Annotated in this window: 15 protein-coding genes; 10 read left to right on the forward strand and 5 right to left on the reverse strand. The window is 69.0% G+C overall.

The window, feature by feature from the left end:
- Positions 1–61 precede the first annotated feature (61 nt).
- The 3 genes from AC3WQA_RS13840 to AC3WQA_RS13850 all read left to right on the forward strand — a co-directional run bounded on the left by AC3WQA_RS13840 (position 62) and on the right by AC3WQA_RS13850 (position 4006).
- Positions 62–1831 carry a GGDEF domain-containing protein gene (locus AC3WQA_RS13840; protein ID WP_492675625.1) on the forward strand — a complete coding sequence of 590 codons (1770 nt, stop codon included), beginning with the start codon at positions 62–64 and terminating at the stop codon, positions 1829–1831.
- A gap of 82 nt (positions 1832–1913) precedes the next feature.
- Positions 1914–2207, forward strand: coding sequence for a hypothetical protein (locus AC3WQA_RS13845; protein WP_492675626.1), 294 nt, complete (start codon positions 1914–1916; stop codon positions 2205–2207).
- A gap of 830 nt (positions 2208–3037) precedes the next feature.
- A complete protein-coding gene (locus AC3WQA_RS13850) occupies positions 3038–4006 on the forward strand; it encodes a GGDEF domain-containing protein (RefSeq protein WP_492675627.1) in 969 nt (322 codons plus the stop codon).
- Positions 4007–4198: 192 nt separating this feature from the next.
- On the opposite strand, the gene AC3WQA_RS13855 is transcribed toward AC3WQA_RS13850, so the two are convergent.
- The gene (locus AC3WQA_RS13855; protein WP_492675628.1) at positions 4199–4615 is read right to left on the reverse strand and encodes an FKBP-type peptidyl-prolyl cis-trans isomerase; all 417 of its coding nucleotides are present in this window, start codon (positions 4613–4615) and stop codon (positions 4199–4201) included.
- Positions 4616–4873: 258 nt separating this feature from the next.
- Complete coding sequence (locus AC3WQA_RS13860) at positions 4874–6736, reverse strand: DEAD/DEAH box helicase (protein ID WP_492675629.1); 1863 nt, start codon at positions 6734–6736, stop codon at positions 4874–4876.
- A gap of 461 nt (positions 6737–7197) precedes the next feature.
- On the opposite strand from AC3WQA_RS13860, the gene AC3WQA_RS13865 reads away from it, so the two are divergent.
- Genes AC3WQA_RS13865 through AC3WQA_RS13875 form a run of 3 tightly spaced genes read left to right on the forward strand, consistent with a single transcriptional unit; the run spans position 7198 to position 9258 of the window.
- Positions 7198–8277, forward strand: a complete 1080-nt coding sequence (locus AC3WQA_RS13865; protein ID WP_492675630.1) for a 3-deoxy-7-phosphoheptulonate synthase — start codon at positions 7198–7200, stop codon at positions 8275–8277.
- 37 nt (positions 8278–8314) lie between these two features.
- Positions 8315–8590 (forward strand): GNAT family N-acetyltransferase, encoded by a 276-nt coding sequence (locus AC3WQA_RS13870; protein WP_492675631.1) that lies wholly within the window; start codon positions 8315–8317, stop codon positions 8588–8590.
- Positions 8591–8625: 35 nt separating this feature from the next.
- Complete coding sequence (locus AC3WQA_RS13875) at positions 8626–9258, forward strand: DUF1345 domain-containing protein (protein WP_492675632.1); 633 nt, start codon at positions 8626–8628, stop codon at positions 9256–9258.
- 4 nt (positions 9259–9262) lie between these two features.
- Here the strand turns inward: AC3WQA_RS13875 and AC3WQA_RS13880 are convergent, their stop codons facing one another.
- Positions 9263–10273 (reverse strand): magnesium and cobalt transport protein CorA, encoded by a 1011-nt coding sequence (locus tag AC3WQA_RS13880; RefSeq protein ID WP_492675633.1) that lies wholly within the window; start codon positions 10271–10273, stop codon positions 9263–9265.
- Positions 10274–10393: 120 nt separating this feature from the next.
- Here AC3WQA_RS13880 and AC3WQA_RS13885 point away from each other — a divergent pair, with 120 nt between their 5' ends.
- The gene (locus AC3WQA_RS13885; RefSeq protein WP_492675634.1) at positions 10394–12406 is read left to right on the forward strand and encodes an acyltransferase family protein; all 2013 of its coding nucleotides are present in this window, start codon (positions 10394–10396) and stop codon (positions 12404–12406) included.
- Between the two features lie 10 nt (positions 12407–12416).
- On the opposite strand, the gene AC3WQA_RS13890 is transcribed toward AC3WQA_RS13885, so the two are convergent.
- Together AC3WQA_RS13890 and AC3WQA_RS13895 are read right to left on the reverse strand one after the other, a co-directional pair.
- Positions 12417–13625, reverse strand: a complete 1209-nt coding sequence (locus AC3WQA_RS13890; protein WP_492675635.1) for a lipoprotein N-acyltransferase Lnb domain-containing protein — start codon at positions 13623–13625, stop codon at positions 12417–12419.
- Positions 13626–13663: 38 nt separating this feature from the next.
- Positions 13664–14515: a CorC family transporter gene (locus tag AC3WQA_RS13895; RefSeq protein ID WP_492675636.1), complete on the reverse strand. Its 852-nt coding sequence runs from the start codon at positions 14513–14515 to the stop codon at positions 13664–13666.
- A 181-nt stretch (positions 14516–14696) separates the two neighbouring features.
- Here AC3WQA_RS13895 and AC3WQA_RS13900 point away from each other — a divergent pair, with 181 nt between their 5' ends.
- The 3 genes from AC3WQA_RS13900 to AC3WQA_RS13910 are packed head-to-tail and all read left to right on the forward strand — an operon-like array spanning position 14697 to position 22998.
- Positions 14697–19907, forward strand: a complete 5211-nt coding sequence (locus AC3WQA_RS13900; RefSeq protein ID WP_492675637.1) for a response regulator — start codon at positions 14697–14699, stop codon at positions 19905–19907.
- Positions 19904–21070 carry a response regulator gene (locus AC3WQA_RS13905; RefSeq protein ID WP_492675638.1) on the forward strand — a complete coding sequence of 389 codons (1167 nt, stop codon included), beginning with the start codon at positions 19904–19906 and terminating at the stop codon, positions 21068–21070. Before AC3WQA_RS13900 ends, AC3WQA_RS13905 begins: the two co-directional genes overlap by 4 nt.
- Complete coding sequence (locus AC3WQA_RS13910) at positions 21067–22998, forward strand: SpoIIE family protein phosphatase (RefSeq protein ID WP_492675639.1); 1932 nt, start codon at positions 21067–21069, stop codon at positions 22996–22998. The genes AC3WQA_RS13905 and AC3WQA_RS13910 overlap by 4 nt, the downstream gene beginning before the upstream one ends.
- Positions 22999–23003 lie beyond the last annotated feature (5 nt).

Raw genomic sequence — 23003 nt, forward strand, 5'->3', positions numbered from 1 at the left:
GACCGAAAAAGCGGTGGGCGTATTGGTGCGGCCGCGAATTCATGCCGTCGTGGCAGGTGTGATGCCTTCGTTGACACCTTTCCTGTCGAATGTCTTGTTGATGGCGATGGCCTGGGCACTCGCCGTGCCGGCTTGCCATGCGCTGGCCCCTGCGGCTGACAATGCCGACTTGCTGGCGCGCGCGGAGCGTCTGCGCACGGTTGACCACCTGCAATTCGAACGTCTGCTGGCGCAGATCGAAGCACCGGCCGCAGGCTTGAACGAGGCGCAGCGTTGGCGCCTGCGTGACCTGCAGGGCTGGGAAGCCATGTACGAGGGCGATTATCCGCAGGCGGAGCGCCTGCTGCGTGATGTGGTGGCGCATGCCGGTGACCCAGGTCAGGTGGCCAGGGCCAACGCCCTGCTGATGACCACGCTGAGCCTGACCGGGCGTTACCTGGAGGCCTACCGGCTCGCCAACCAGCTGACGGGCGAACTGCCACGGCTGACCGATGCGCGGACGCGCTTCCAGGTGCTGCTGGCGCTGTCGCAGATGCTGGCCGGCGCCGGTCAGACCGACCTCGCGCTGCACTATGCGCAGCTGATGGAGGAGCACCTGCCGGCGGGCGAATCGCCGTGCCGGCCGCGCTACCTGCAGGCCGCCGCGCTGGATGACGCCAAACGCCTGCGCCTCGACAACCCGGTGTTGCAGCGTGCCATCGACGCCTGCACGGCGGCGCGCGAGTCCGTCGTCGTCGATGCGCTGCACCTGTTGCAGGGCGAATTGCACCTGGCGGCGAATCAGGCGCGGCAGGCGCTGGCACTGCTCGACGCGATCCAGCCCGGCATCCATGCCCGGCGCTACTACCCGCATGCCATGTCGGCGCAGCTGGAACGGGCGCAGGCGCTGGAGCAGCTCGGCGACGACGCGGCCGCGAAGCAGGCGGCGCAGGCCGTGCTGGCCACGCCGGGGCGTGGTGGCGACAACGGCTGGGTGCGGGATGCCTACGAGGTGCTCTACCGGGTGGAAAAGCGGCAGGGCCATGCCGCCGAGGCACTGGACGACTACGTGCGCTTCGCCACCCTGGACAAACAGCACCTCGACGACGTCAACGCCCGCGCCGCGGCCTACGAGACCGTGCAGCAGCACATGCTGGCGCAGCGCCTGGACACCGAGCGGCTGGGCCGGCAGAACGCCGCCCTGCGCCTGCAGCAGGCGCTGGCGGCCAAGACGGCGGAAGCCAACCGGCTGTACATCGCCCTGCTGCTGGCAGCGCTGGGCCTGGGTGGGTTCGCGCTGCTGCGGCTGAAACGCTCGCAGCTGCGCTTCAAGCGGCTGTCGCGGCTGGACGGGTTGACCGCGCTGCTCAACCGCCAGCACTTCATGAGCGATGCCGCGCTGGTGTTGCAGCGGTTGCACAAACGTGGCGGCGCGGCCTGCCTGGCCTATCTCGATCTCGACCACTTCAAGCGCATCAACGACACGCACGGCCATGCGGCGGGTGACGTGGTGCTGCGCGAAACGGTGGCCGCCTGCCGGCAGCACGTGCGCCCGGCTGATCTGTTCGGCCGGCTGGGCGGTGAGGAGTTCGGCATCCTCCTGGTGGACTGCTCGCACGCGCAGGCGCTGGCCATCGCCGAACGCATCCGGCAGGCGGTGGCGGCGCAGGTGGTGCGTCACGGCGAGGCGCGCCTCGTGGTGTCCGTCAGCCTGGGCCTGGCCTTCACCAGTGCGCGCGCGGTCGAATGGCCGCAGCTGTGCCGCGAGGCGGATGCCGCGCTCTACCGGGCCAAGCGCGATGGTCGCAACCGCATCGAGGCAACCGCCATCGACGCCGCCACCCCGGGCTGAGCCGGGGCTCCCACGGCACCCACCCGAACCGGCATACTTGGCACCGGCCGCGGCGTCGCCGCGGGAAACAGGGGAAGCACGAGTGGATACGATCGAATGGCTGGAAACCATTGGCGGCGACGCGTCGCTGCGGTATGCGCAGGCCGGTGAGCTGAAGGACGTGCTGGAGCAGGCGCAGGCGAGCGCCGAGCTCGCGGAGGCGGTGATCCTTGGCGATGGCGCGCCGCTGCGCCGGGAGCTGAAGCTTCAGCAGTCTACGCAGGTGTTAAATACTCATGCCCCGGGTCATGAGGACGATGATGAGGACGAGCCCGCGCCGGAGCGCCGCCAGCCCGACGAGCCACCGTCGTCGCTATCTACCCAGAAGCCCGAATAGGTCGAAGTCAGGGCGGGTGGGGCAGCATGTCTTGGCGAACGGGCCGCTTGAAGCGATGGGTCGCTGGCGCGACTCTTGCCGTCTGCCTGTGCTTGCAGCCAGCGCAGGCTGCCCCGCCTGCCGCTGATGCTGATGCCTTGCTCCAGCAGACCTGGGATCTGCAGGTCACAGATCATGCACGCTCCGTGCAGTTGCTGGCACAACTTAACGAACATGCCGCCAGCCTTACGCTGAGTCAGCAATGGCACTTGCGCCTTCTTGATGGGTGGGAGGCTAAGCAAGAGGGTAAGTATGATAAATCGGAGGAGCTGTTCAAAGAAATTATACGAAACTCCGGCAGTGCCCAGCTGGTAGATCGTGCCTCTGCGATGCTCTTGAGTCAGTACGGAATTACTAATCGTTACATTGATGCTTTTAATTTGGCAAATCGCATTTCGACGAGGCTGCCAGGAGTGGTGGATGCCAAGATTCGCTACTCGTTATTACTTAACTTATCGCAAACGATGGGATTGGCTGGGCAAACAGGGCTGGCTGAGCGTTATGCACATATGGCAATGGCCACTGACGCTGCAGAAAGCAGTCAATGCTATGCCGCTGCTGTACTGGTTGAAGCGCTTTTTGAGGGTCATCAGCTCAAACCTGATAGCGTGGAATTGCGGCGGGCGTTCGATGCTTGCCCGAAAGATCGAGAAGCGCTCTTCAATACAGGTATATCCATAATTCAACTTGACCTGTATGCCCATAGTGGGCGGCCGCGATACGCGTTAGCTTTACTTGATAATATTAGGTCGCGCGTAAATTCATCTATAGATACTCCAAATAAGCTGACTATGCTGAATGCCAAGGCATTGGCCTTGGCCGAGCTTGGCGAGGACGAAGCCGCCCGCAAAGCGGCGTTGGCCGTGATTGCCGCCGGGCCGTCCCGCGACTTCGATATGTGGCGCAAAGACGCCTACGAAGTGCTCTACCGTATCGAGAAGAAGCAGGGCCACGCCGCCGCCGCGCTCGATGACTACGAGAAATTCGTCGCCCTGGACAAGGCCTATCTCGACGACGTCAACGCCCGTGCGCTGGCCTACGAGACGGTGCAGCAGCACGTGCTGGCGCAGAAGCTGGAGACGGAGCAGCTCGCGCGGCAGAACAACGAGCTGCGCCTGCAGCAGAAGCTGGCGGCGAAGACGGCGGAGGCGAGCCGGTTGTATATCGTGCTGCTGGCGCTGGCGCTGGGTTTCGGTGTGTTCGGCATGATCCGGTTGAAGCGCTCGCAGCTGCGCTTCAAGCGGCTGTCGCGGCTGGACGGGCTGACCGAGCTGCTCAACCGCCAGCACTTCATGGGCGATGCCGCGCTGGTGTTGCAGCGGCTGCACAAGCGTGGCGGCGCGGCCTGCCTGGCCTATCTCGACCTCGACCACTTCAAGCGCATCAACGACACGCACGGCCATGCGGCGGGCGACGCGGTGCTGCGCGAAACGGTGGCCGCCTGCCAGCAGTACCTGCGGCCGGTGGATCTGTTCGGCCGGCTGGGCGGCGAGGAGTTCGGCATCCTGCTGGTGGATGCCTCGCGCGAGCAGGCGCTGCTCATCGCGAGCCGCGTGCGGCAGGCGGTGGCGGCGAGCAAGGTGACGTTTGGCGATAGCCTCATCACGGCGTCCACCAGCATGGGCCTGGCCTTCACGGATCGCTCCGGCCACGACCTGCAGCGCCTGTGCATGGACGCCGATGCGGCGCTCTACCTGGCCAAGGACAGCGGTCGCAACTGCGTGGTGGCGGATGGCGGGACGGAGGCTGCGCCGGCCTAGGAGCGCGGGCGGCAGAAATCATCCGGGCTGCAAAGCCTGCCATGCAGTGCATATTTCCGTTGCTGCCTGCCCCATAGAACCGCTATGGGGGCGGCGAAGCGCCGAAAATCCGCCCTCGCATGGCCGACCTTGACCAGCTTCGCTGTTGTGGAGCGCCTTGCCTCGAATGTTTCTACCGCCCATGCTCCCAGTTCAACGCACGCCGACCAGCGCCACGTCGAAGACCAGGGTGGCGTCGGGCGGGATGTCATCGCCGTCGCCACGGCTGCCGTAGGCGAGGCGCGCAGGGATGACGAGGGTGCGCTTGCCGCCCACGTGCATGCCGCGGATGCCCTGATCCCAGCCGGCGATCACCTGGCCCGCACCCAGCGTGAAACGGATCGGCTCGCCGCTGGCCTGTGAGCTGTCGAATTCCTTGCCGTGGTGATCCTTGGCGCCGGCGTCGTACAGCCAGCCGGTGTAGTTCACCAGCACGGTGTCGCCGTTGCGCGCCACCACGCCCGTGCCAACGACATGGTCGATCTTCTGCAACTGGCTGAGGTCGGTGGCGTGGGCGGGCGCAAAGCCCGTGGCGAGGGCGAGCGTGGCGGCGAGCAGCAGGCGGCGCATGATGGGTTTCCGTGGGGCGTGAGTCGTGCAGTCTAGCGGGAGGGCGCCCCCTCACCCCAACCCTCTCCCCCGGTAAAGCCGGGGGAGAGGGAGCATCAGCCGCGTGGCTTCCTTCAACCGGGAAAACGCCAGTGGGTCGGAACGAGATGCTGCGCGGCGCGAGCTTGTCTCCCTCTCCCCCAAGCTTTGCTTGGGGGAGAGGGTTGGGGTGAGGGGGCTTTCGCGCAAGCTCATCCAACGCACAGCTTGTGCCAGCGGCTATCGCGCCAGTTGCGCCTGCACGTCGTTGATGGAGTCGCGGATGCGGCGGGTGAACACCGAGTCCAGGTGGTGGATCAGCAGCAGGCGCTCGGTGGCGCGGGTCATCGCCACGTAGAGCAGGCGGGCCTCGTCGACCTCGCGCTGGCCCTCCTTGGGCAGCGCGCCCAGGCCGGGGATGGCGACGAAGGGGAATTCCAGGCCTTTGCAGGAGTGCATGGTGACGAGCTTGACGCTGTCCTTCACCACGAACAGCGCCTGCTTGCCGCGCTCGTCGGCGAGGCTGGAGGGGATGTCCTGGCGGTTCAGCGCCTCGTGCAGTTTCTCGCCTTCCCAGTGGTTGCGGAAGATCACCGCCAGCTCGCCCCAGGGGCGGCCGTGGGCATGCTCGTCGCGCAGGCGCGCGATCAGCACATCGAGCTGGGCGTTGGCCGAGTCGGTGCGGATCAGCTCGGGTAGCGGGCCGCGCCGGCCGGCGCTTTCGGGGGCCACGAGCGGCACGCCGTCGTCGTCGGCGCCATGCGCCTCCAGCAGTTCGTTGGCGAAGGCGCGCGCCACGGCGAGGGTTTCCAGCGTGTTGCGGTAGTTGAGTTTCAGGATGGTGGTGCGGCCCTGCGCCTGCACGCCCAGGCTCTTCCAGCTGAGCTTGCGGCGCTCGGGTTTGCCGTAGATGTTCTGCGCGTCGTCGTAGAGCACCAGCAGCGAGTTGGTGGCCGGGTCGATCATCTGCACGATGAGTTTGTACCAGTCCGGCTCGAAGTCGTGGCCTTCGTCGATCAGCACGGCGCCGTACTGGAAACGCGGGATGCGGCCCTTGTCCACGCCTTCGATCACCCGCTCCACCATCGCCTCGAAGAAGCGCTCGCCCTTGGGCGGCAGCTCCACGTGGTAGCTGCTGAGCATGCGGTGGCACCAACGGTGGAAGTTGTACACCTGCACCTTGTCGGCCAGCCCACGCTCGCCCAGCAGTTGTTCCAGCCGTGCCGCCAGCGTCTTGTTGTAGCAGAGCACCAGGATCGGCCGCTCCGTGGCGCGCGCCAGCTGCATGGCGCGAAAGCCCAGGATCATGGTCTTGCCGGAGCCGGCCACGCCGTGGATGACGCGGTGCTCGCCGCCCAGCGAGCGGGCAAGCTGCTCCTGCTGGGCGTCCATCACCTTCACCAGGTCGGGGATGGCCAGCGCGTGCTCGTCGTCGGCGGCGTGCGGGAACAGGCCGAACTGCCCGCTGCCCGGCTCGACCCGGATCTCGGGAAACAGGTGCCAGCGCACGCGGTCGATCTGCGGCAGGGTGAGCGTGACCGGATAGACCTGCGGGAACATCGCCCACAGGCGCTCCTGAAAGGCCTCGGCCTCCACCGTCTCGTACATCTCGTCGCGGCAGATCGCCAGGTGCGCGGGCAATACCGCTTCCAGCCCGCCTTCGTCGAACTGCTTGCGCGTGAGGTTGGCCAGCACCACGCCGAAGCCCCAGGGCATCAGCAACTGGCCGGCGTGCCGGCTGCCCTCGGGCTGGCGCAGGGCGGGGTCGCGCTCCAGCGCCATCTTGATCGTCACCGCATAGGAGCGCGCCTGCAGCAGCGGGTTGTTCTCGGTGACCAGGCCGCGCTCGGTCACCAGGCTGAACTGGGTCTTGTCGGCCTGGCGGATGGTCCCGGCCTTCCAGTCCTTCACCTCCAGCACCAGCACACCGCGGCGCGGATGCAGCACCACGAAATCCGGATGCAGTTGCCGCGGGCCCACCGGCACGTCATACCAGAGCAGGTAGTCGTCCTCCAGTTTCTGCTCCAGCCGTTCGGCGACGCGCTTCTCGCCGGAGGTCATGCGCGGCAGGCAACTGTTGCGGCTGGGGATGAGCGTGGCCATGCGGTCGTCCGGGGGAGTCCTGCCGGAAAGTAGCCCAATGCAGCGGGCTGTCAACCGGCGCGAATGGCCGACGCCCGTTCCGGTCAGCGCCGAGGCTCAGCTGAAAAAACGTTCGTGCCGGGCGTCGCTTGCGATGGCAGGCGGGCGCGGGGAAGCGCCATGGATGGCGCTGGCCTTGAGCAGCGGGGCAAGGGATGCTGGCGATTCGGCACATGGCGTCGCCGTCCCGGGTTATCTGATTCGGTTATTTGCAGCGCAACAATCTTGGTGCTATTGATGGACGCCATGACCCACTCCGCCCGCCAGTATTTTTGGTTTTACGGCTATCCGAAGCCGCTGGCGGAGGCATGGGTGCGTTTGAACTGAAGTCCGGAAGAACCCCATCCCGAAAGCCGCCAGCGACACCGAGGCGGCTTTTTTCATGGCCGCCGCTGGCACCCCACCTGAGGAGAGCCGCCGCCATGTCCCAACCCGTCACCGATGATTTGCGCATCCGCACCATCGCGCCGCTCAGCCCCCCTGCCGCGGTGATGGCCGCTTGTCCCGCCACGCCCGCCGCGCTGGCCACCGTCGGCGCGGCGCGCGAGGCGTTGCAGCACATCCTGGCGGGGCGCGACGAGCGCCTCGCGGTGGTGATCGGCCCGTGCTCCATCCATGATCCGCGCGCCGCGCTCGACTACGCGCGGCGGCTGGCCGAACAGCGCGTGCATTTCGCCGACGAACTGGAGATCGTGATGCGCGTGTACTTCGAGAAGCCGCGCACCACGGTGGGCTGGAAAGGGCTCATCAACGACCCGGACCTGGACGGCAGCTTCCGCATCGACAAGGGCTTGCACCTCGCGCGCAGCCTGCTGCGCGACATCAATGCGCTGGGCGTGCCGGCCGGCTGCGAGTTTCTCGACATCATCTCGCCGCAATACCTGGCCGACCTGGTGGCTTGGGGCGCGATCGGCGCGCGCACCACCGAAAGCCAGGTGCATCGCGAGCTGGCCTCGGGGCTGTCCTGCCCGGTGGGCTTCAAGAACGGCACCGACGGCAACGTGAAGGTGGCGGTGGACGCGGTGCAGGCGGCGGCGCATCCGCATCACTTCCTCGCCGTGACCAAGCAGGGCCAGGCGGCGATCGCCACGACCAGCGGCAACCGCGACTGCCACGTGATCCTGCGCGGCGGCAGGCAACCCAACCACGACGCGGCCAGCGTGGCGGCCGCCTGCGCCGCCATCGGCAAGGCGGGACTGACGCCACGAGTGATGATCGACGCCAGCCACGCCAACAGCGGCAAGCGCCCGGAGAACCAGCCCTACGTGGTGGCCAACATCGCCGGCCAGCTCGAAGCCGGCGAGCGCCGCATCGTCGGCGTGATGGTGGAAAGCCACCTCGTGGCCGGCCGGCAGGAGCTGGTCGAAGGTCGCGCGCTGGCCTATGGCCAGAGCATCACCGACGGGTGCCTGGGCTGGGACGACTCGGTGCGCGTACTCGAACGCCTCGCCCGCGCCGTGCGCCAGCGCCGCACCGTGCCACGCGGTGAATGGGCCGCTTGACGGCGCTATGCTTGGCGCCTCTTTCGGGATGGTCGCCATGGAACTCGATATCCAGCACAACCGCGGGCAACAGCGTTTCGAGGTGACGGTGGAAGGCGCGCTGTGCGTGCTCGACTACCAGCTCGCCGATGGCGGCATGGCGATCACCCACACCGAGGTGCCGCCCGCCGCCGGTGGTCGTGGCGTGGCCGGCGAACTGGTGCGTACCGCGCTGGATTACGCCCGCATGAAGGGCTGGAAGGTGGCGCCGCTGTGCAGCTACGCCGACGCCTGGATGGCACGCCATTCCGACTACGCGGACTTGCGCGTTTGAACGCCGCGCCATCGAAACCGCACCGTTGGCGGCCGTTGCGCTTCATCCGCAACCGCCCGCGGCTGAGTACCTGCACCGCGCTGTTCGTGCTGGCCACCGTGTTGCTGGCGCTGGCCGGCCTGCGTCTGGCATCCGCGCTGCTGCTGGGCTTCGATGCCGGCGCCCTGCTTTACCTCGTCACGCTGGCGCACATGTTTTCCCGCGCCAATACCGAGCACCTGGGTCGCCAGGCGCGGCTGCAGGACACCGGCCGGCGCGGCACGCTGACGGTGACGGTGATCGTGGCGCTGGTGGTGCTGGTGGCGCTGACCACCGAGCTGCATGCGGCCAAGACCGGCGGTGCCTCGGCAGTGAGTGTGGCGGCGCTCAGCGTGGTGCTGTCGTGGCTGTTCGTGAACACCACCTTCGCGCTGCACTACGCGCACGGCTACTACGGCGACGACGGTCGCCTGCAGGGCGGGCTGGATTTCCCCGACACCCCCAAGCCCGACTACTGGGACTTCGTCTACTACTCCTTCGTGATCGGCATGTGCTTCCAGGTGTCGGACGTGTCGGCGCGCAGCCGCCCGATGCGCCGGCTCACGCTGCTGCACAGCGTGGTGGCGTTCTTCTTCAACGTCTTCATCCTCGCCATCAGCGTGAGCGTGGTGGGCGGCCTGGGCGGCTGAGAGCCTACAGCCACTTCGCCCGCTTCAAGCCCACGTAGATGCCGCCCACCACGCAGCCCACCACGCCGATGATGGCGGGGTAGCTCCACGGTTGCGCCAGCTCGGGCATGTGCTGGAAATTCATGCCGTACCAACTGGTGATGAGCGTTGGCGCGGCCAGCATGGCAGCCCAGCCGGCGAGCTTCTTCATCACTTCGTTCTGGCCGAAGGTGACCAGCGAGAGGTTGACGTTGATCGCGGCGGCGAGCATCTCGCGCATCGCGCCGATGGCGTCGTTGACGCGGGTGACGTGGTCGTGCACGTCGCGGAAGTAGGCGTGCAATTCGTCGGGGATCAACTGCGGGTGCAGCCGCATCAGCTGGCTGATGACGTCCTGCAGCGGCGATACCGCCAGGCGCAGGGTCAGGAGGTCGCGCTGCATGTCGTAGAGCCGGCGCACGGTGTCGCGGTTGAAGCTGGCGGCGAAGATGTCCTGCTCCAGCTCCTGCAATTCCTCGCGGAAGTCGCGCACGATCGGCAGCAGGTGGTCGACGATGAAATCCAGCACGCCGTACAGCCCGTAACTCGGCCCCAGCGCCAGGAGCTCGACGGCATGCTCGCAACTGCGTCGTGCCGGCGCGTAGGACAGCGAGGCGCCGTGGCGCACGGTGACCAGGTAACGCGGGCCGAGAAAGATGTGCGTCTCGCCGAAGGCGATGTGGCCGCCGCCGAGCTGGGCCGTCTGCACCACGATGAACAGCGAGTTGCCGTAGGCCTCGATCTTGGTGCGCTGGTGCGCGCTGCGCGCATCCTCGATGGCGAGGTCGTGCAGGTCGAACTCCTCCTGCAGTTTCTCCAGTAGCGCCTCATCGGGTTCGTGCAGCCCGACCCAGACAAAAGTGTCGGGCTCCTTCAGCACGTCGCTGATCGCCTCGACGCCGATGTCGCCGAGGCGCCGACCGTCGCTGTGGTAGGCCACGCAGTTGATCACCATGTCGGTGGCGGGAACGGTAGCGGTGGGTGCGCTGGCATGCATGCCAGCATGATGCGTCGGTGCGGCGCGGCGGGGCAAGCGCTGCGCCGGCGATGGCGGTGGCGATGGCGGGGCGGCGTGCCTGTACCATCGCCAGCTTCCAGTGCGGCGGACAGGCAAGGCATGAAGGGGCACGAGTACCGGTTGGGTTATCGGGGCGACCTGGAGGGGCTGCGCGCGCTGGCGATCCTGCTGGTTGTCGCGGTGCATGCGGGCCTGCCCTGGCTGCGCGGCGGCTTCGTCGGCGTTGACGTGTTCTTCGTGCTGTCGGGGTTCCTCATCACCGGGCTCCTGGTGCAGGAGGCTGCCGGCACCGGGCGACTGCGCTTCGCGGAGTTCTACGTGCGGCGCCTGCGTCGCCTGCTGCCGGCGCTGCTGCTCATGCTGCTGCTGGTGGGCGCGTTGGCGGCGGCGCTGCTGGCGCCCGCCGAGCAGCAGGAGCAATCCTCGGCTGCCGCGATGGCGGCCCTGTGGCTGAGCAACCTCCACTTCGCCTTCGCACCGCAGGATTATTTCGCGCCGGTCACCGAGAGCAACCTCTTCCTGCATACCTGGTCGCTGGGTGTGGAGGAGCAGTTCTACCTGGTGTGGCCGGCGCTGCTGGTCTGGCTCATCGGACACGACGGCGAGCGCGGCATCGCGCGTCTGAAAACCGGCCTGCTCGTCGTGCTCGCGGCCAGCCTGGCGGCCTGTGTGCTGCTGACTTACCGGGCGCCGCAACTCGCCTTCTACATGATGCCGATGCGTGCCTGGCAGTTCGCCGCGGGCGGCCTGGTCTGGCTGGGCTTCAGAGTGGCGCCGGGTGGCACGCCGTGGTGGCAACGTCATGTGGCGTGGCTGCGCGCGGCGGGTTGGCTGGGTTTGCTGCTGGTACTGCTGGCCGGTGGCCTGTTCGGCGCCGACATGGCTTACCCGGGCGCCTGGGCGCTGCTGCCGACGCTGGGCGCCGTCGGTATGATCGCTGCCGGCTGCACGGCCACGCCGGGGTCAGGCGTGACGCGGCTGCTTGCATGGCGGCCGCTGCAGTGGATCGGCGGCGTGTCGTACGCGTGGTACCTGTGGCATTGGCCGATCCTGCGGCTGGGCCAGGCGCTCATGGGGTCGGATGCGCCGCTGTATCGCCTGGCCTGGGTGTTGCTCTCCCTGCTGCTGGCGTGGGCATCGTGCCGTTTCGTCGAGGCGCCCATCCGCAACCATCGCGCCTGGCTGCGGCGTCCGCGCATGGCGATCTTCGCGGCGCTGGCGCTGATGCTGGCGGCCAACGGCGTGTGCCTGCGCTGGTACAACCAGGCCAGCACGCGGCTGCAAACCCCGCTCATGCAACGCTATGCGGCCGCCCACCTGGATGCGCCGGTGATTTACGGCATGGATTGCGACGACTGGTATCACAGCGACCGCGTGCATTTCTGCGCCTTTGGCCCCGGCGATGCGCCGCATACGGCGGTGCTGATGGGCGACAGCCATGCGGGCCAGTGGTTTCCCGCCGTCGCGGCGGCGTTTGCGCGGCCGGGCTGGCGCGTACTGGTGCTGACCAAGTCGTCCTGCCCGATGGTGGACGAGCCCTTCTTCTACGTCCGCATCCGGCAGGAATACACCGTTTGCGCGACCTGGCGGGCGAATGCGTTGAAGCAGGTCGCCGCGATCAAGCCGGACGTGGTGCTGCTGGGCACGGTGGACACGAACGGCTTCACGCGTGAACAGTGGATCGCCGGTACGGCGCGCGTGCTTGGCGTGTTGAGCCCGGTGGTCGGGCACATCTACATTTTGCGCGATACGCCGGGCCTGCCTTTCGATGGGCCGGATTGCCTGGCCTCGCACCTCGGGCGCCCGGCCTGGCTGGGGCTGCAGCACACGTGCAGTGCCCCGGCGGCCAATCCGCAGGCGGATCGGGTGTATCGCTGGGAGCAGCGGGCCGCTTCCGGCTACCCCAATGTCGGCATGTTGGACATGAACGCGCAGGTGTGTCCCGACGGCATCTGTTCGGCCCAGCAGCGCGGGATGGTGGTCTTTCGCGATGCACAGCACCTGACCGCGCGTTTCGCCGCGTCGCTCGGGCCACTGCTGGCGCACAAGCTGGGGTTTGCTGAACCGGGCAAGGCGGTGGCCACCGGCGCGTCGCCGCCGACCCGGCACTGATGGTTTTTGCTCAGCCGCGCGCGCGCCGCAGGCTCCACGCCAGCGCCAGCCACACGGGCAGGGCGAACAGCAGCCAGGGCTGGTTCTGCTGCACGGTGCCGGGCAGCAGGAGCAGCAGCGCGGCGACGAGAACGGCGGCGAGTTGCAGGGCGAGGGCGGCGGTGGCCAGGTGCGAGGGCGCGTGGCCGCGGCGGGCACGCCACACGGCACGTGGCAGCAGGAAGGCGAGCGGGCTGAACAGCAGCAGGTTGGCGTTGGCCCAGGCGCTGTGGTGGAGGGTGAGCGTCCATAGCGCCAGCAGCAGCAGGCCGACCAGGCCGGCGGCGAGCAGATAAAGCGTGGCGAGCAGGACGTGGGCGCGTCGTGCGCGGCGCGCCGTGACGACGAGCAGGGCGGCGAAGGCCAGGCCCGCGACGCCCAGCGGCAGGCGCAAGTCGGGTGCCTGTGCGGGCGGCGCCGCGAGGCGGTTGGGCGAGAGCCGTTGTTCGTCCTGCACCAGCGGTGCGCTGCCGCCGCGGCCGTCGGGCACGCGGATGGCGCGCAGGTTCGTCTGCAGTTCGTGGGGCAGGAAACTTTCCCGCCACGCATCGAGCGGCTGGTCGGCATAGGGGCCGAGGCCGAGGTCGAGCAGCAGCATCAGCCAGGGCTGGCCGCTCATCAGGCGGTCGGTCTGCTGGCGATAACTCATGCCGCCGGGCTGCGCGGCGAGGCGCGCCTTGAGGAGGCCGCCCAGCGCCTTGTCCAGCGCATCGCGCACGCGCGTGGTGCAGTTGTCGGCGTAGTAGTCGTAGGGGTAGCCGGCGTTCTCGGGGCGCAGGTTCCAGAACAGGAAGTCACGCAGCGCGCCGGCCTGCACCGGGGTGAGTGCGAGGCGCTGGCGGGTGATCGAGCGGCCGGTATCCACGTAGTCGGCTTCCTCCGGCGCGGTGGGCTCGGCGTCCATCAGGTAGTGCATGCGGCCGCGCGCGAAGTTCAGGAAGAAGTTCGTCTCGTTGAAGTCGAACACGCCGTAGTTGAAGTTGATCGCCTCGCCGCTGGCGGCGTCGCGCAGCTCCAGCGCGTCGTGGCCGAAGCGCTCCCAGTAGACGTCGCCGGGGCCGTAGGTGACCAGGTACACCTCGAGGTTGGCGCCGGGCGCGTTGGCGACGCCGGCCCGGGCGGGCGCGATGGCCAGCCAGGCGAGGGCGAGCACGGCAAGGAGCGGGGCGAAGGGGCGCATGGTCTTCCGGATTGGGCCGCAGCGTGCAGGGGCGGCGCTCAGGCGTCCGGCGCGTGGCGGGCGACGCGGAACTGCTGCACGCGGCGGTCGTCGGCGGCGACGACGTGGAACAGGAAGCCGCCGGTGGTGGCTTCCTCGCCCGCCTCGGGCAGGTGGCCGAACTGGGCGGTGACGAGGCCGCCGATGGTGTCGAATTCCGTGTCGGGGAAGTGGGCGCCCAGCGCCTCGTTGCAGTCGTCGATGGGCGTGAGCGCGTCGATGCGCCAGGAGCCGTCGGGCTGGGCGTGGATCAGCGCCGGGGCTTCCTCGTCGTCGTGCTCGTCGTCGATCTCGCCGACGATCTGCTCCAGCACGTCCTCGATGGTGATGAGACCGGCCACGCCGCCGTACTCGTCCACCACCATCGCCATGTGGTTGCGGCTGCGGCGGAATTCGGCGAGCAGCACGTTGAGGCGCATCGACTCGGGGATCAGCACCGCGGGGCGCAGGATCGCGCGCAGATCGAAGTCGGCGGCGCTGCCGAAGAATTTCAGCAGGTCCTTGGCCAGCAGCACGCCGAGGATGTCGTCCTTGTCCTCGCCGTGCACCGGGAAGCGCGAGTGGCCCGATTCGACCACGGCGGCGAGGATCTCCGGCAGCGGCGCGTCGGCGGCGATCATCACGATCTGCACACGCGGCACCATCACGTCGTCCACGGCGAGCTCGGTGACCTTGAGTGCGCCTTCCAGCATGGGCAGGGTGTCGGCGCTGAGCAGGCCGTTCTGCTGCGCGGTGCGCAGCTCGTCGATCAGTTCCGCGCGGTTGCGTGGCTCGCCGGAAAACAGGTGGCCCAGCCTGTCCCACCAGGTGCGGTGGGTGGGGCCGCTGGTACTGCCGGGGTCGTCGTTCATCACTCGGTTGGCAACTGCCCGAACGCGGGCGGAAGCAGGAGTTTAGCGGAAAAACCTCGTCCATTCGGCGCGCCAGCCGACGTGCGGCATGGCGTGGCGCGTTGCAGGCCGGCCTTCACATGCCGATAGACAGGTTTGATCGAAGATGCAGCAGACGCAACCCCCGAGGCCTCGTCGACAGATGGCTGACGCTCAGGCGGCACCGCAAACCCTGACTCGCGGCGAATGGCTGCTGCTGGCGATCATCCTCGGCATGGGGGTTGGCTTCGCCTGGTGGATCAACGGCGTGCTCGGCGCCGCCCAGGGGCAGTCCATGCAGCAGCGCTATGCAACGCTGGCGCGCGAGACGGGTGTGCGGGTGCAGCGCAACCTGGCCGATGCCGCCCAGACGGTGGAAAGCTTGTCCTGGGTGTACCACCTGCACGGTCGCATGGATCGCCAGACCTTCAATGGCTTTGCCGGCGCGGCGCTGGACGCCACCCCCGCGCTGGCCCGGCTGGAGTGGTGGCCGCGGCGATTGCAGGCGGATGACGACAGCTTCGTGCGGGCGGCCCAGCAGCAGGGCCTGGGCGGTTATGCGGTACACGAGCTGGATGGCCGCCGCGGCCCGGAATGGGGCGACCAGCGCAACGTGTACTTTCCGCGCCTGTTCTCGATGCCGGAAAACCCCGATGAGGCGGGCGAGGTGATGGCCACCGAGCTGACGGTGGAGTCGCCGCGCCCGCTCGACGCGGAATCGACGCAGGTGCGCATCGATTCGCAGGCCATCGTCACGGCGCGGGCCGAGGCGCAAACCGCGCTCAGCGAGATCTTCGTGCGCCAGGGCACCGCCGCCGGGGTGGCGGGGGCGGGGCACCGCATGGTGCGCCTGTTCGTGCCGGTGTACGCCACGTTGGCCGCGCCGGCCGCGCCGCTGCGCCGCGCCGGCCTGGTCGGGGTGATGGTGGGGTTGCTGCCGCTGCGCCAGGCGTTTGCCGGGGTCGATCGTTTGCCGGGCGCCGACGGCGTCGACCTGCGCCTGCAGGAGTCGGCCAGTCGCGGCTACCAGCCGGTGTTCGCCGCCGGTGCGGGCGGTGTCGCCACCAACGACGACCTGCGCCTGCGCGGTTTCGATCACGATGTGCCGATCGATTTCGGTGGACGGCATTGGCGTTTGCAGGTGCTGCCGCGGCACGCTGCCGCCGAGTTGCTGCGCGCGCGGCGCGCCGCGCTGGCTGCCTCGGGGGTGCTGGTGCTGCTGTCGCTGGCGCTGGCGCTGGGCATGCGCCGAGGCATGCTGCTGCGCAAGGCCGTGCAGAGCGCGCAGATCCGCCTGGGCCAGGTCACCGACAGCCTCGCGGTCGGCGTCTTCCAGGCGGCGGTGCGCTCGAATGGGCGGCTTGCGGTCGGTTTCGTGGCGCGCAGTTGTGCGCCCATCGTCGGCGTGCCCGAGGACGTCTTGAGCCTGCGCAGCGATCGCCTGTTCGACCGGCTCGATGCCAGCCAGCGCGACGAGCTCGAACGTGCCTTCGCCGATGCCGCCGGCGAGCGTCGCCGGCTCGAGTGCGAGCTGCGCTTCGAGCTGCCCGCCGGCGAGCGCCGCCTGGCGATGACGGCCACGCCTTATGGCGAGGATCGCGGCGCGGTGATGTTCAGCGCCCTGCTGCGCGATGTCAGCGACGAGCATGCCGCGCGCGCGCAGCTCGATGCACTGCTGGAGGAGCAGCGCGTGCTGGTGGACAACGTGCCCATCGGCATCGCCATCGTCGACGTAGACGCCGTGACGCGTTGCAACCAGAGCCTGGCGCAGATGTTCGGCTATGTCGATCCGGCGGCACTGGTGGGGCAGGATTTCGGCGCCCTGTTCGCGGACGAACAGGCCTTTGCCGGCGCGCTGGGCAGCGCGGCGGGCCGGCTGGAGGCGGGCCGCCTGTTCGCCACCGAGGCCGAGCTGCGCCGCCGCGACGGCGAACGCTTCTGGGCGCAGTTGATCGGCCGGCGCGTGCATGCGGCCGGTGGCAGCTGGCGCGACCTGTGGATCGTCGAGGATGTCAGCGAGCGGCGCCGGGCCGAGCGTGCGCTGCGCGAGCAGTCCGAGCTGCTCAGCCTGGCGCAGGAGGCTGGCGGCATCGGCGTGTTCGACCTCAACCTGGTGCGCGATCGGCATTACTGGTCGCCGCAGCTGGAGCACATGCTGGGCACGGATGAAGGCGTCCTCGCCGGCACCACCGATGCACTGCTTGGTTGCCTGGCGGCGGAGGATCGCGGCCGGGCGCGGCGCACACTGGAAGGCGCCATCGGCGGCGACGGCGACCGCTTCGCGGACGACTGGCGCGTGCGCTGGCCCAGCGGCGAGTTGCGCCATCTGCGCGCGGAGATGCGCCTGTTCCGCGATCCTTCCGGCCGCGCGCTGCGCGCCGTCGGCGTGGCGCTGGACGTCACCGACGAACGCCGCAAGCAGGACGAGCTGGCCGCCGCCTTCCAGTTCCAGCAGCAACTGGTCGACACCATCCCGACGCCGGTGTGGTTCTTCGACGAGCACGGCTGCATCTCCGGTTGCAATCGCGCCTTCCTGCGCGCCTTCCAGGTTACCCGCGAGGGCGTGCAGGGGCACGACCTGCGCGACATTCCGGCGTTGCCGGAGCCGCTGATCGCGCTGGTGCAGCCGCAGGTGGCGCGCCTGCTCGACACCCCGCTCACCGTCGAGATCGAGGGCCGCGTGCCTTATGGCGACGGCAGCGAACACGAGATCGACCTGCTGCTCTCCGGCTTCGGCAAGGCCGACGGCAGCCCGGGCGGGGTGGTGGTGCTGATCGTCGACGTCACCGACGAGCGCACCCTGCAGCGGCAGCTGGCGCGCAGCGGCGAGCAGTTCCGCGTGCTGGTGGATTCCATCCCCGGCACGGTGTACCGCGTGCGCGCCGACGACGAGCGCACCTTGTTCGTCAGCAGCGGCGTCGAGGCGCTGACCGGCTACGACGCCGCCAGCCTGGTCGAGCGCGGCGACATGAGCCTGGCGCGGATGCGCCACCCGGAGGACGTCGAAGGCGTGCAGGCGCAGATCGCCCGGGCCGAGACGCAGCGCGAGCCCTACAGTCTCGAATACCGCATCGTGCGCCGCGACGGCGACGTGCGCTGGGTGGTGGAGAAGGGGCAGACCCTGTTCGACGGCGCCGGCAACACCCGGGTGGGCACGCTGATCGACATTACCGAGCGGCGCCGGGTGGAAGAGGCGTTGCGCCAGGCGCGCGCGGCGGCGGAGGAAGCGGCCCGCGCCAAGTCGATGTTCCTCGCCAACATGAGCCACGAGATCCGCACGCCGATGAACGCGGTGATCGGCATGGCGCACCTGGCGCTGAAAACCCAGCTGGACGAGCGCCAGCGCGACTACATCGGCAAGATCCACGGTGCGGCGACCTCGCTCCTTGGCATCATCAACGACCTCCTGGACTTCTCCAAGATCGAGGCCGGCAAGCTGGCGATGGAGAGCCTGCGCTTCACGCTCGATGCGGTGCTGGAGAACGTCGCCACGGTGACCAGCGGGCGCGCCTTCGACAAGGGGCTGGAGCTCCTGTTCGACTTCCCGCCAACGGTGCCGCAGAACCTGGAGGGCGACCCGCTGCGGCTGGGCCAGGTGCTCACCAACCTGGTCAACAACGCGGTCAAGTTCACCGAGCATGGCGAAGTGCGGGTGGGGGCGCGCGTGCTCGAACGCACGGGGTCGCGGGTGAAGCTGGAGTTCGAGGTGCGCGACACCGGCATCGGCATGGACGCCGAGCAGATCGGCAAGCTGTTCCAGCCCTTCACCCAGGCCGACGGTTCGACCACGCGAAAGTACGGCGGCACCGGGCTCGGGCTCTCCATCGTGCAGCGCCTGGTCGAGCTGATGGGCGGCGAGGTGCGCGTCCAGTCCACGCCGGGCGAGGGCAGCCACTTCTTCTTCAGCGCATGGTTCGGCCTGCCCGATGTCGTCCATGCCGTCAGCCAGCCGCTGCCGGCGCTGCGCGTGCTGGTGGTGGAGGACAACCCCGGTGCGCGCGAGGTGATGGCGGATCTTCTGGCTGGCTTGCCGGTGACACCGAGCTTCGTGGAAAGCGGCGAGCAGGCCTTGCGCGAGGCACAGCTCGCGGCACGCGAGCAGCGGCCCTACGACCTCGCCCTGATGGACTGGGACCTGCCCGGCATCACCGGCGTCGAAACCACGCGCCGCCTGCTCGCCGATCCGCAGACCGGCACGGTCAAGGTCGTGATGGTCAGCGCCTTCGCCCGCGAGGACGTGCGCACCGCCGCCGACGAGGCCGGCGCGCTGGCCTTCCTGGCCAAACCGGTCAATGCCTCGTCCCTGTTCGACACGCTCAACCACCTGTTCAACGGCGTGCGCACGCCGGGCGCAGCGCCCAGCCCGGTGCCCGGCACGCAGCCGCTCAAGGGCTTGCGCGTGCTGGTGGCCGACGACAACGAGATCAATCGCCAGATCGCCCGCGAACTGCTGAGCGAGGCCGGTGCCGAGGTCGAGCTGGCGACCAATGGCCGCGAGGTGCTGGAGCGCCTGCCGCAGCTCGCCCCCCCGCCGGCGCTGATCCTGATGGATCTGCAGATGCCGGTGCTGGACGGCTACGCGGCTACCGCCGAGCTGCGCGCCGAGCCGCGTTGGCGGGACATTCCGGTGATCGCGATGACTGCGCACGCCATGGCCGAGGAGCGCGAACGCACGCGGGCGGCTGGCATGGTCGACCACATCGCCAAGCCGATCGACCCGGACGCGCTGCTGCAGGCCATCCTGCGCTGGTGGCGCCCCGCGCATGCCCCGCTGGCGCCGGCCTCGCCGGTGGCCACGCCGGCGCTACCGCCGTTGTCCGGGCTGGATCAACGGGCCGGACTGCGCCGCTGCGGCGGCAATCGCGTGCTGTATCACAGCCTGCTCGAACGTTTCGGCGCCGAGCAGGGCGATGTGGCCGAGCGCATTGCGGCCGCGCTGGATGCCGGCAACCGCGAACTGGCCGAGCGCACGGCGCACTCGCTGCGCGGTGCCGCCGGCAACCTGGGCGCGATGCCGGTGGCGCAGGCGGCCGAGGCGTTGGAAACCGCGCTGCGGCATGCGCAGCCGCATGAGGATGCGTTGGCCGAGCTGCAGCGGGAGCTGGCCGTGTTGCAGCCGACGCTGGCCGCGCTGGGCGGCACCGACGCATCGGCCGAGCCGCCGGCACCGCCGGATACGGCCAGCCTGGCGCGGCTGCTGGCGCAGCTGGAAAGCGGCGATGCCGAGGCCGAGCGGTTGTTCCATGCCTTGCGCGAGGGCCTGCGGGGGCGCCTGGGTGGGGAGCGCTTCCGCGTGTTGTCGCGGGCCATCGCCCAATTCGAATTCGACACCGCATGCGGCATCGTGCGCAACCTGCTGGAGGACAAGCCGTGAACGCACAAGACAACGGCGGGCGCGCCACCTTGCTGGTGGTCGACGACACGCCGCAGAACCTGCGCCTGATGTCCAGCCTGCTGGGTGGCGAGTACCGCGTGCTGGTCGCCAACGGTGGCGAGCGGGCGCTGGAGCTGGCCGCCGGCGACGCGCGGCCGGATCTGATCCTGCTCGACGTGATGATGCCGCAGGTCGACGGCTTCGAGGTCTGCCGCCTGCTCAAGGAGAACCCGCTCACACGTGACATCCCGGTGATCTTCCTCACCGCGCGCAACGAGGTGGAGGACGAACAGATCGGCTTCGACGTCGGCGCGGTCGACTACATCACCAAGCCGATCAGCCCGCCGATCATGCTTTCGCGCGTGCATGCCCAACTGCTGCTCAAGCGCGCGCGCGACCTGCTGACCGACCAGAACCAGTACCTCGAGGCCGAGGTGCGCCGGCGCATGCGCGAGCTGGCGGCAGTGCAGGACGCCACCATCATGGCGCTGGCCTCGCTGGCCGAGACGCGCGACAACGAAACCGGCAACCACATCCGGCGCACCCAGCACTATGTGCGCGCGCTGGCGCTGGCGGTGCGCGGACACCCGCGCTTCCGCGACGCGCTGCGCGACGACGCGACCATCGAGCTGTTGTACAAGTCGGCGCCGCTGCATGACATCGGCAAGGTCGGCATTCCCGACCACATCCTGCTCAAGCCGGGCGAGCTGACCCCGGCCGAATTCGCCGTGATGCGCACCCACACCTCGCTGGGGCGCGATGCCATCATGGTGGCCGAGCACGCCATCGAAACCCCGCAGAGCTTCCTGCGCTACGCCCGCGAGATCGCGCTGTCGCACCATGAAAAATGGAACGGCAGCGGCTATCCGGAGCAACTGGCCGGCGACGCTATCCCGCTGTCGGCCCGCCTGATGGCGGTGGCGGACGTCTACGACGCGCTGATCAGCCGGCGCGTCTACAAGCCGCCGTTTCCGCATGAAATGGCCCTGGCGATCATGCGCGAGGGGCGCGGCAGCCACTTCGACCCCGACCTGCTCGACGCCTTCCTGGGGATGGCCGACGAATGCCAGCGGATCGCGCGGCGCTTCGCCGATACCGCCGCTGCTGCTGCTGCCGAGGCAGCGGCGGCGTCAGATCCGACCGCCGCACCGACCGCGCCATGAAGCCGCTGCGGCTGCGCTCGCGCCTGACGCTGGGCATGGTGCTCGGCTTCCTGGTGGTGCTGGTGGCCAGCCTTGCCGGCGGCTATGCGGTGCTGCGCGGCCGGGTCTTGCAGCGCGCGGTGCAGGGGCAGCTCGACCGCCAGCGCGCCATCGCCAGCGCGCTGGGGGAAACCTTTGCCATGGCCGACCACCGCACCGACGAGCTGGCCTGGCAGATCGTCCATGCCAAGCCCGATCGCGAACAGCTCATCGAGCTGATGAAGGCGCGCGTGCTGTATGGCGACGACACGGCCTCGATCGGCGTGATGCTGGAGCCGCACAACCCGGTGGCGGAACAACGGGTCGGCTTGTTGGTCACCTATGCGAACGCCGGCGTGGCCCTGACCGATTTTCTCGCCACCGGCGGCCCCAGCAAGGGGCATTACGAATACTGGACCAAGGGCTGGTACCTGAGCCGCATCGCGCCGGATGCGAAGGCGTGGTGGTCCGATCCGTATTTCGACGACGCGGCGGGCGGCCAGGATGTCGTCACGCTCGACTATCCGCTGCGCGACGATGCCGGCAATGCGCTGGGCATGATCGGTGCCTCCGTCCCGATCGACCGCCTGGTCGAACGCACCGTCGGCCTGGGGGCGCGGCAAGGCCAGGGCGAGCGCTTCCTGCTGCTCGATCGCACGGGCAAGGTGCTGGCGGCGTGGAATCCGGCTTACGCGAAGGTCGACAACGTGCGGCAACTGGCCGCGCGCCTGCCATCGCCCGCGCTGGCCGCGTTGGCGCAGGCGCCGGCGGATGCGCCGGCTTCGGCCCAGGTGTTCGGCGATGTCGCGTCGGGCCGACAGTGGTTGCTGGTGGCGCCAGTGCCGGGGGCCGGCTGGCGTGTGGCCGAACTGGTGCCGGAGCGGCAACTGCTGGCGACGCTGCAAGGCGGCCTGCGTGTCGTGGCGGGGGTGACGCTGGGCTTGCTGGTGCTGCTGCTGCCCGTTCTGTTTGGACTGGCGCATCGGCTGGCGGCGCCGCTCAACGCCTTGTCGCGTGTCGCGGCGCGGCTGGCGCTGGGCAGCCTGGTGTCGCCGGTGCCGGCACTGGCCGGCTCGCGCGAAATCGGCAGCCTGGCCGGCGCGCTCGAATCCACTCGACTGCGCCTCCTGGCCGAGCGCGAGTCGGCGGAAGAGTCACGCCAGGCGCAGGAGGACGTGCAGCGCCATTGGCAGCATGGCATCGACGCCCAGCGCTCGCTGCTGCCGGCCGACCGGATGTTCTTTGGCGCCCGGCTGCAGTGCGAGCTGGCGGGGCGGGTGCTGCGCCGGGCCGGCGTGGCGCGGCTGGGGTATGGCTTCAGCGCACCGGCGCCCGGACTGTGCCTGTTCTATCTGGCGGCCATGCCCGGGCCGGAGCTGGCCGCCGCCATGTACCTGGCCCGGCTGGGCGCCTTGATCGGCAGCCAGATGCGCCACGGTGCCATGCCGACGGAATTGCTGCAGCAGGTGTCGCAGCAATGGTTGGGGGATTCCGATATCGATGCCTTCCCCGGCGTGCTGATCGGCTTGCTCGACCTCGACAGTGGTCGTTTGCGGCTGGCCAACGCGATGCTTTTGCCGCCGCTGCTGGTGGCCGACTCGGGCGCCACGCGCTTGCTGGAGCTGGAAACCGGGCCGGCTGTCGGCATCAAGCAGCGCGCCGAATGGCCGCTGTGGCAGGGGCAGCTCGAAGCCGACGAACGCCTGGTGCTGTATTCGCCCAGCGTGGCGGCGAACCATGGCGGCCAGGCGCCGTCAGGCATCGACCGTCTGCAGCAAGCCTTGCGGGAGCACCGCCGCCTCCGCGGCGGCGCCTGCGCCGAGGCGGCACTGGGCGAGCTGCATGCTGCCACCGGCGACAGCGTGGAAGATCTCGCCTTGCTGGTGGTGAGCGTGCGCGAGCGCGACTGAACCTG

The sequence above is a fragment of the Rhodanobacter sp. FW106-PBR-R2A-2-24 genome, from assembly GCF_058789615.1.

Excerpts from the sequence above, each read along its gene's own strand:
- AC3WQA_RS13840 (WP_492675625.1), top strand. The coding sequence starts at position 62 with ATGCCTTCGTTGACACCTTTCCTGTCGAATGTCTTGTTGATGGCGATG.
- AC3WQA_RS13850 (WP_492675627.1), top strand. The coding sequence starts at position 3,038 with ATGCTGAATGCCAAGGCATTGGCCTTGGCCGAGCTTGGCGAGGACGAA.
- AC3WQA_RS13855 (WP_492675628.1), bottom strand. The coding sequence starts at position 4,615 with ATGCGCCGCCTGCTGCTCGCCGCCACGCTCGCCCTCGCCACGGGCTTT.
- AC3WQA_RS13860 (WP_492675629.1), bottom strand. The coding sequence starts at position 6,736 with ATGGCCACGCTCATCCCCAGCCGCAACAGTTGCCTGCCGCGCATGACC.
- AC3WQA_RS13865 (WP_492675630.1), top strand. The coding sequence starts at position 7,198 with ATGTCCCAACCCGTCACCGATGATTTGCGCATCCGCACCATCGCGCCG.
- AC3WQA_RS13870 (WP_492675631.1), top strand. The coding sequence starts at position 8,315 with ATGGAACTCGATATCCAGCACAACCGCGGGCAACAGCGTTTCGAGGTG.
- AC3WQA_RS13880 (WP_492675633.1), bottom strand. The coding sequence starts at position 10,273 with ATGCATGCCAGCGCACCCACCGCTACCGTTCCCGCCACCGACATGGTG.
- AC3WQA_RS13885 (WP_492675634.1), top strand. The coding sequence starts at position 10,394 with ATGAAGGGGCACGAGTACCGGTTGGGTTATCGGGGCGACCTGGAGGGG.
- AC3WQA_RS13890 (WP_492675635.1), bottom strand. The coding sequence starts at position 13,625 with ATGCGCCCCTTCGCCCCGCTCCTTGCCGTGCTCGCCCTCGCCTGGCTG.
- AC3WQA_RS13895 (WP_492675636.1), bottom strand. The coding sequence starts at position 14,515 with ATGAACGACGACCCCGGCAGTACCAGCGGCCCCACCCACCGCACCTGG.
- AC3WQA_RS13900 (WP_492675637.1), top strand. The coding sequence starts at position 14,697 with ATGGCTGACGCTCAGGCGGCACCGCAAACCCTGACTCGCGGCGAATGG.
- AC3WQA_RS13910 (WP_492675639.1), top strand. The coding sequence starts at position 21,067 with ATGAAGCCGCTGCGGCTGCGCTCGCGCCTGACGCTGGGCATGGTGCTC.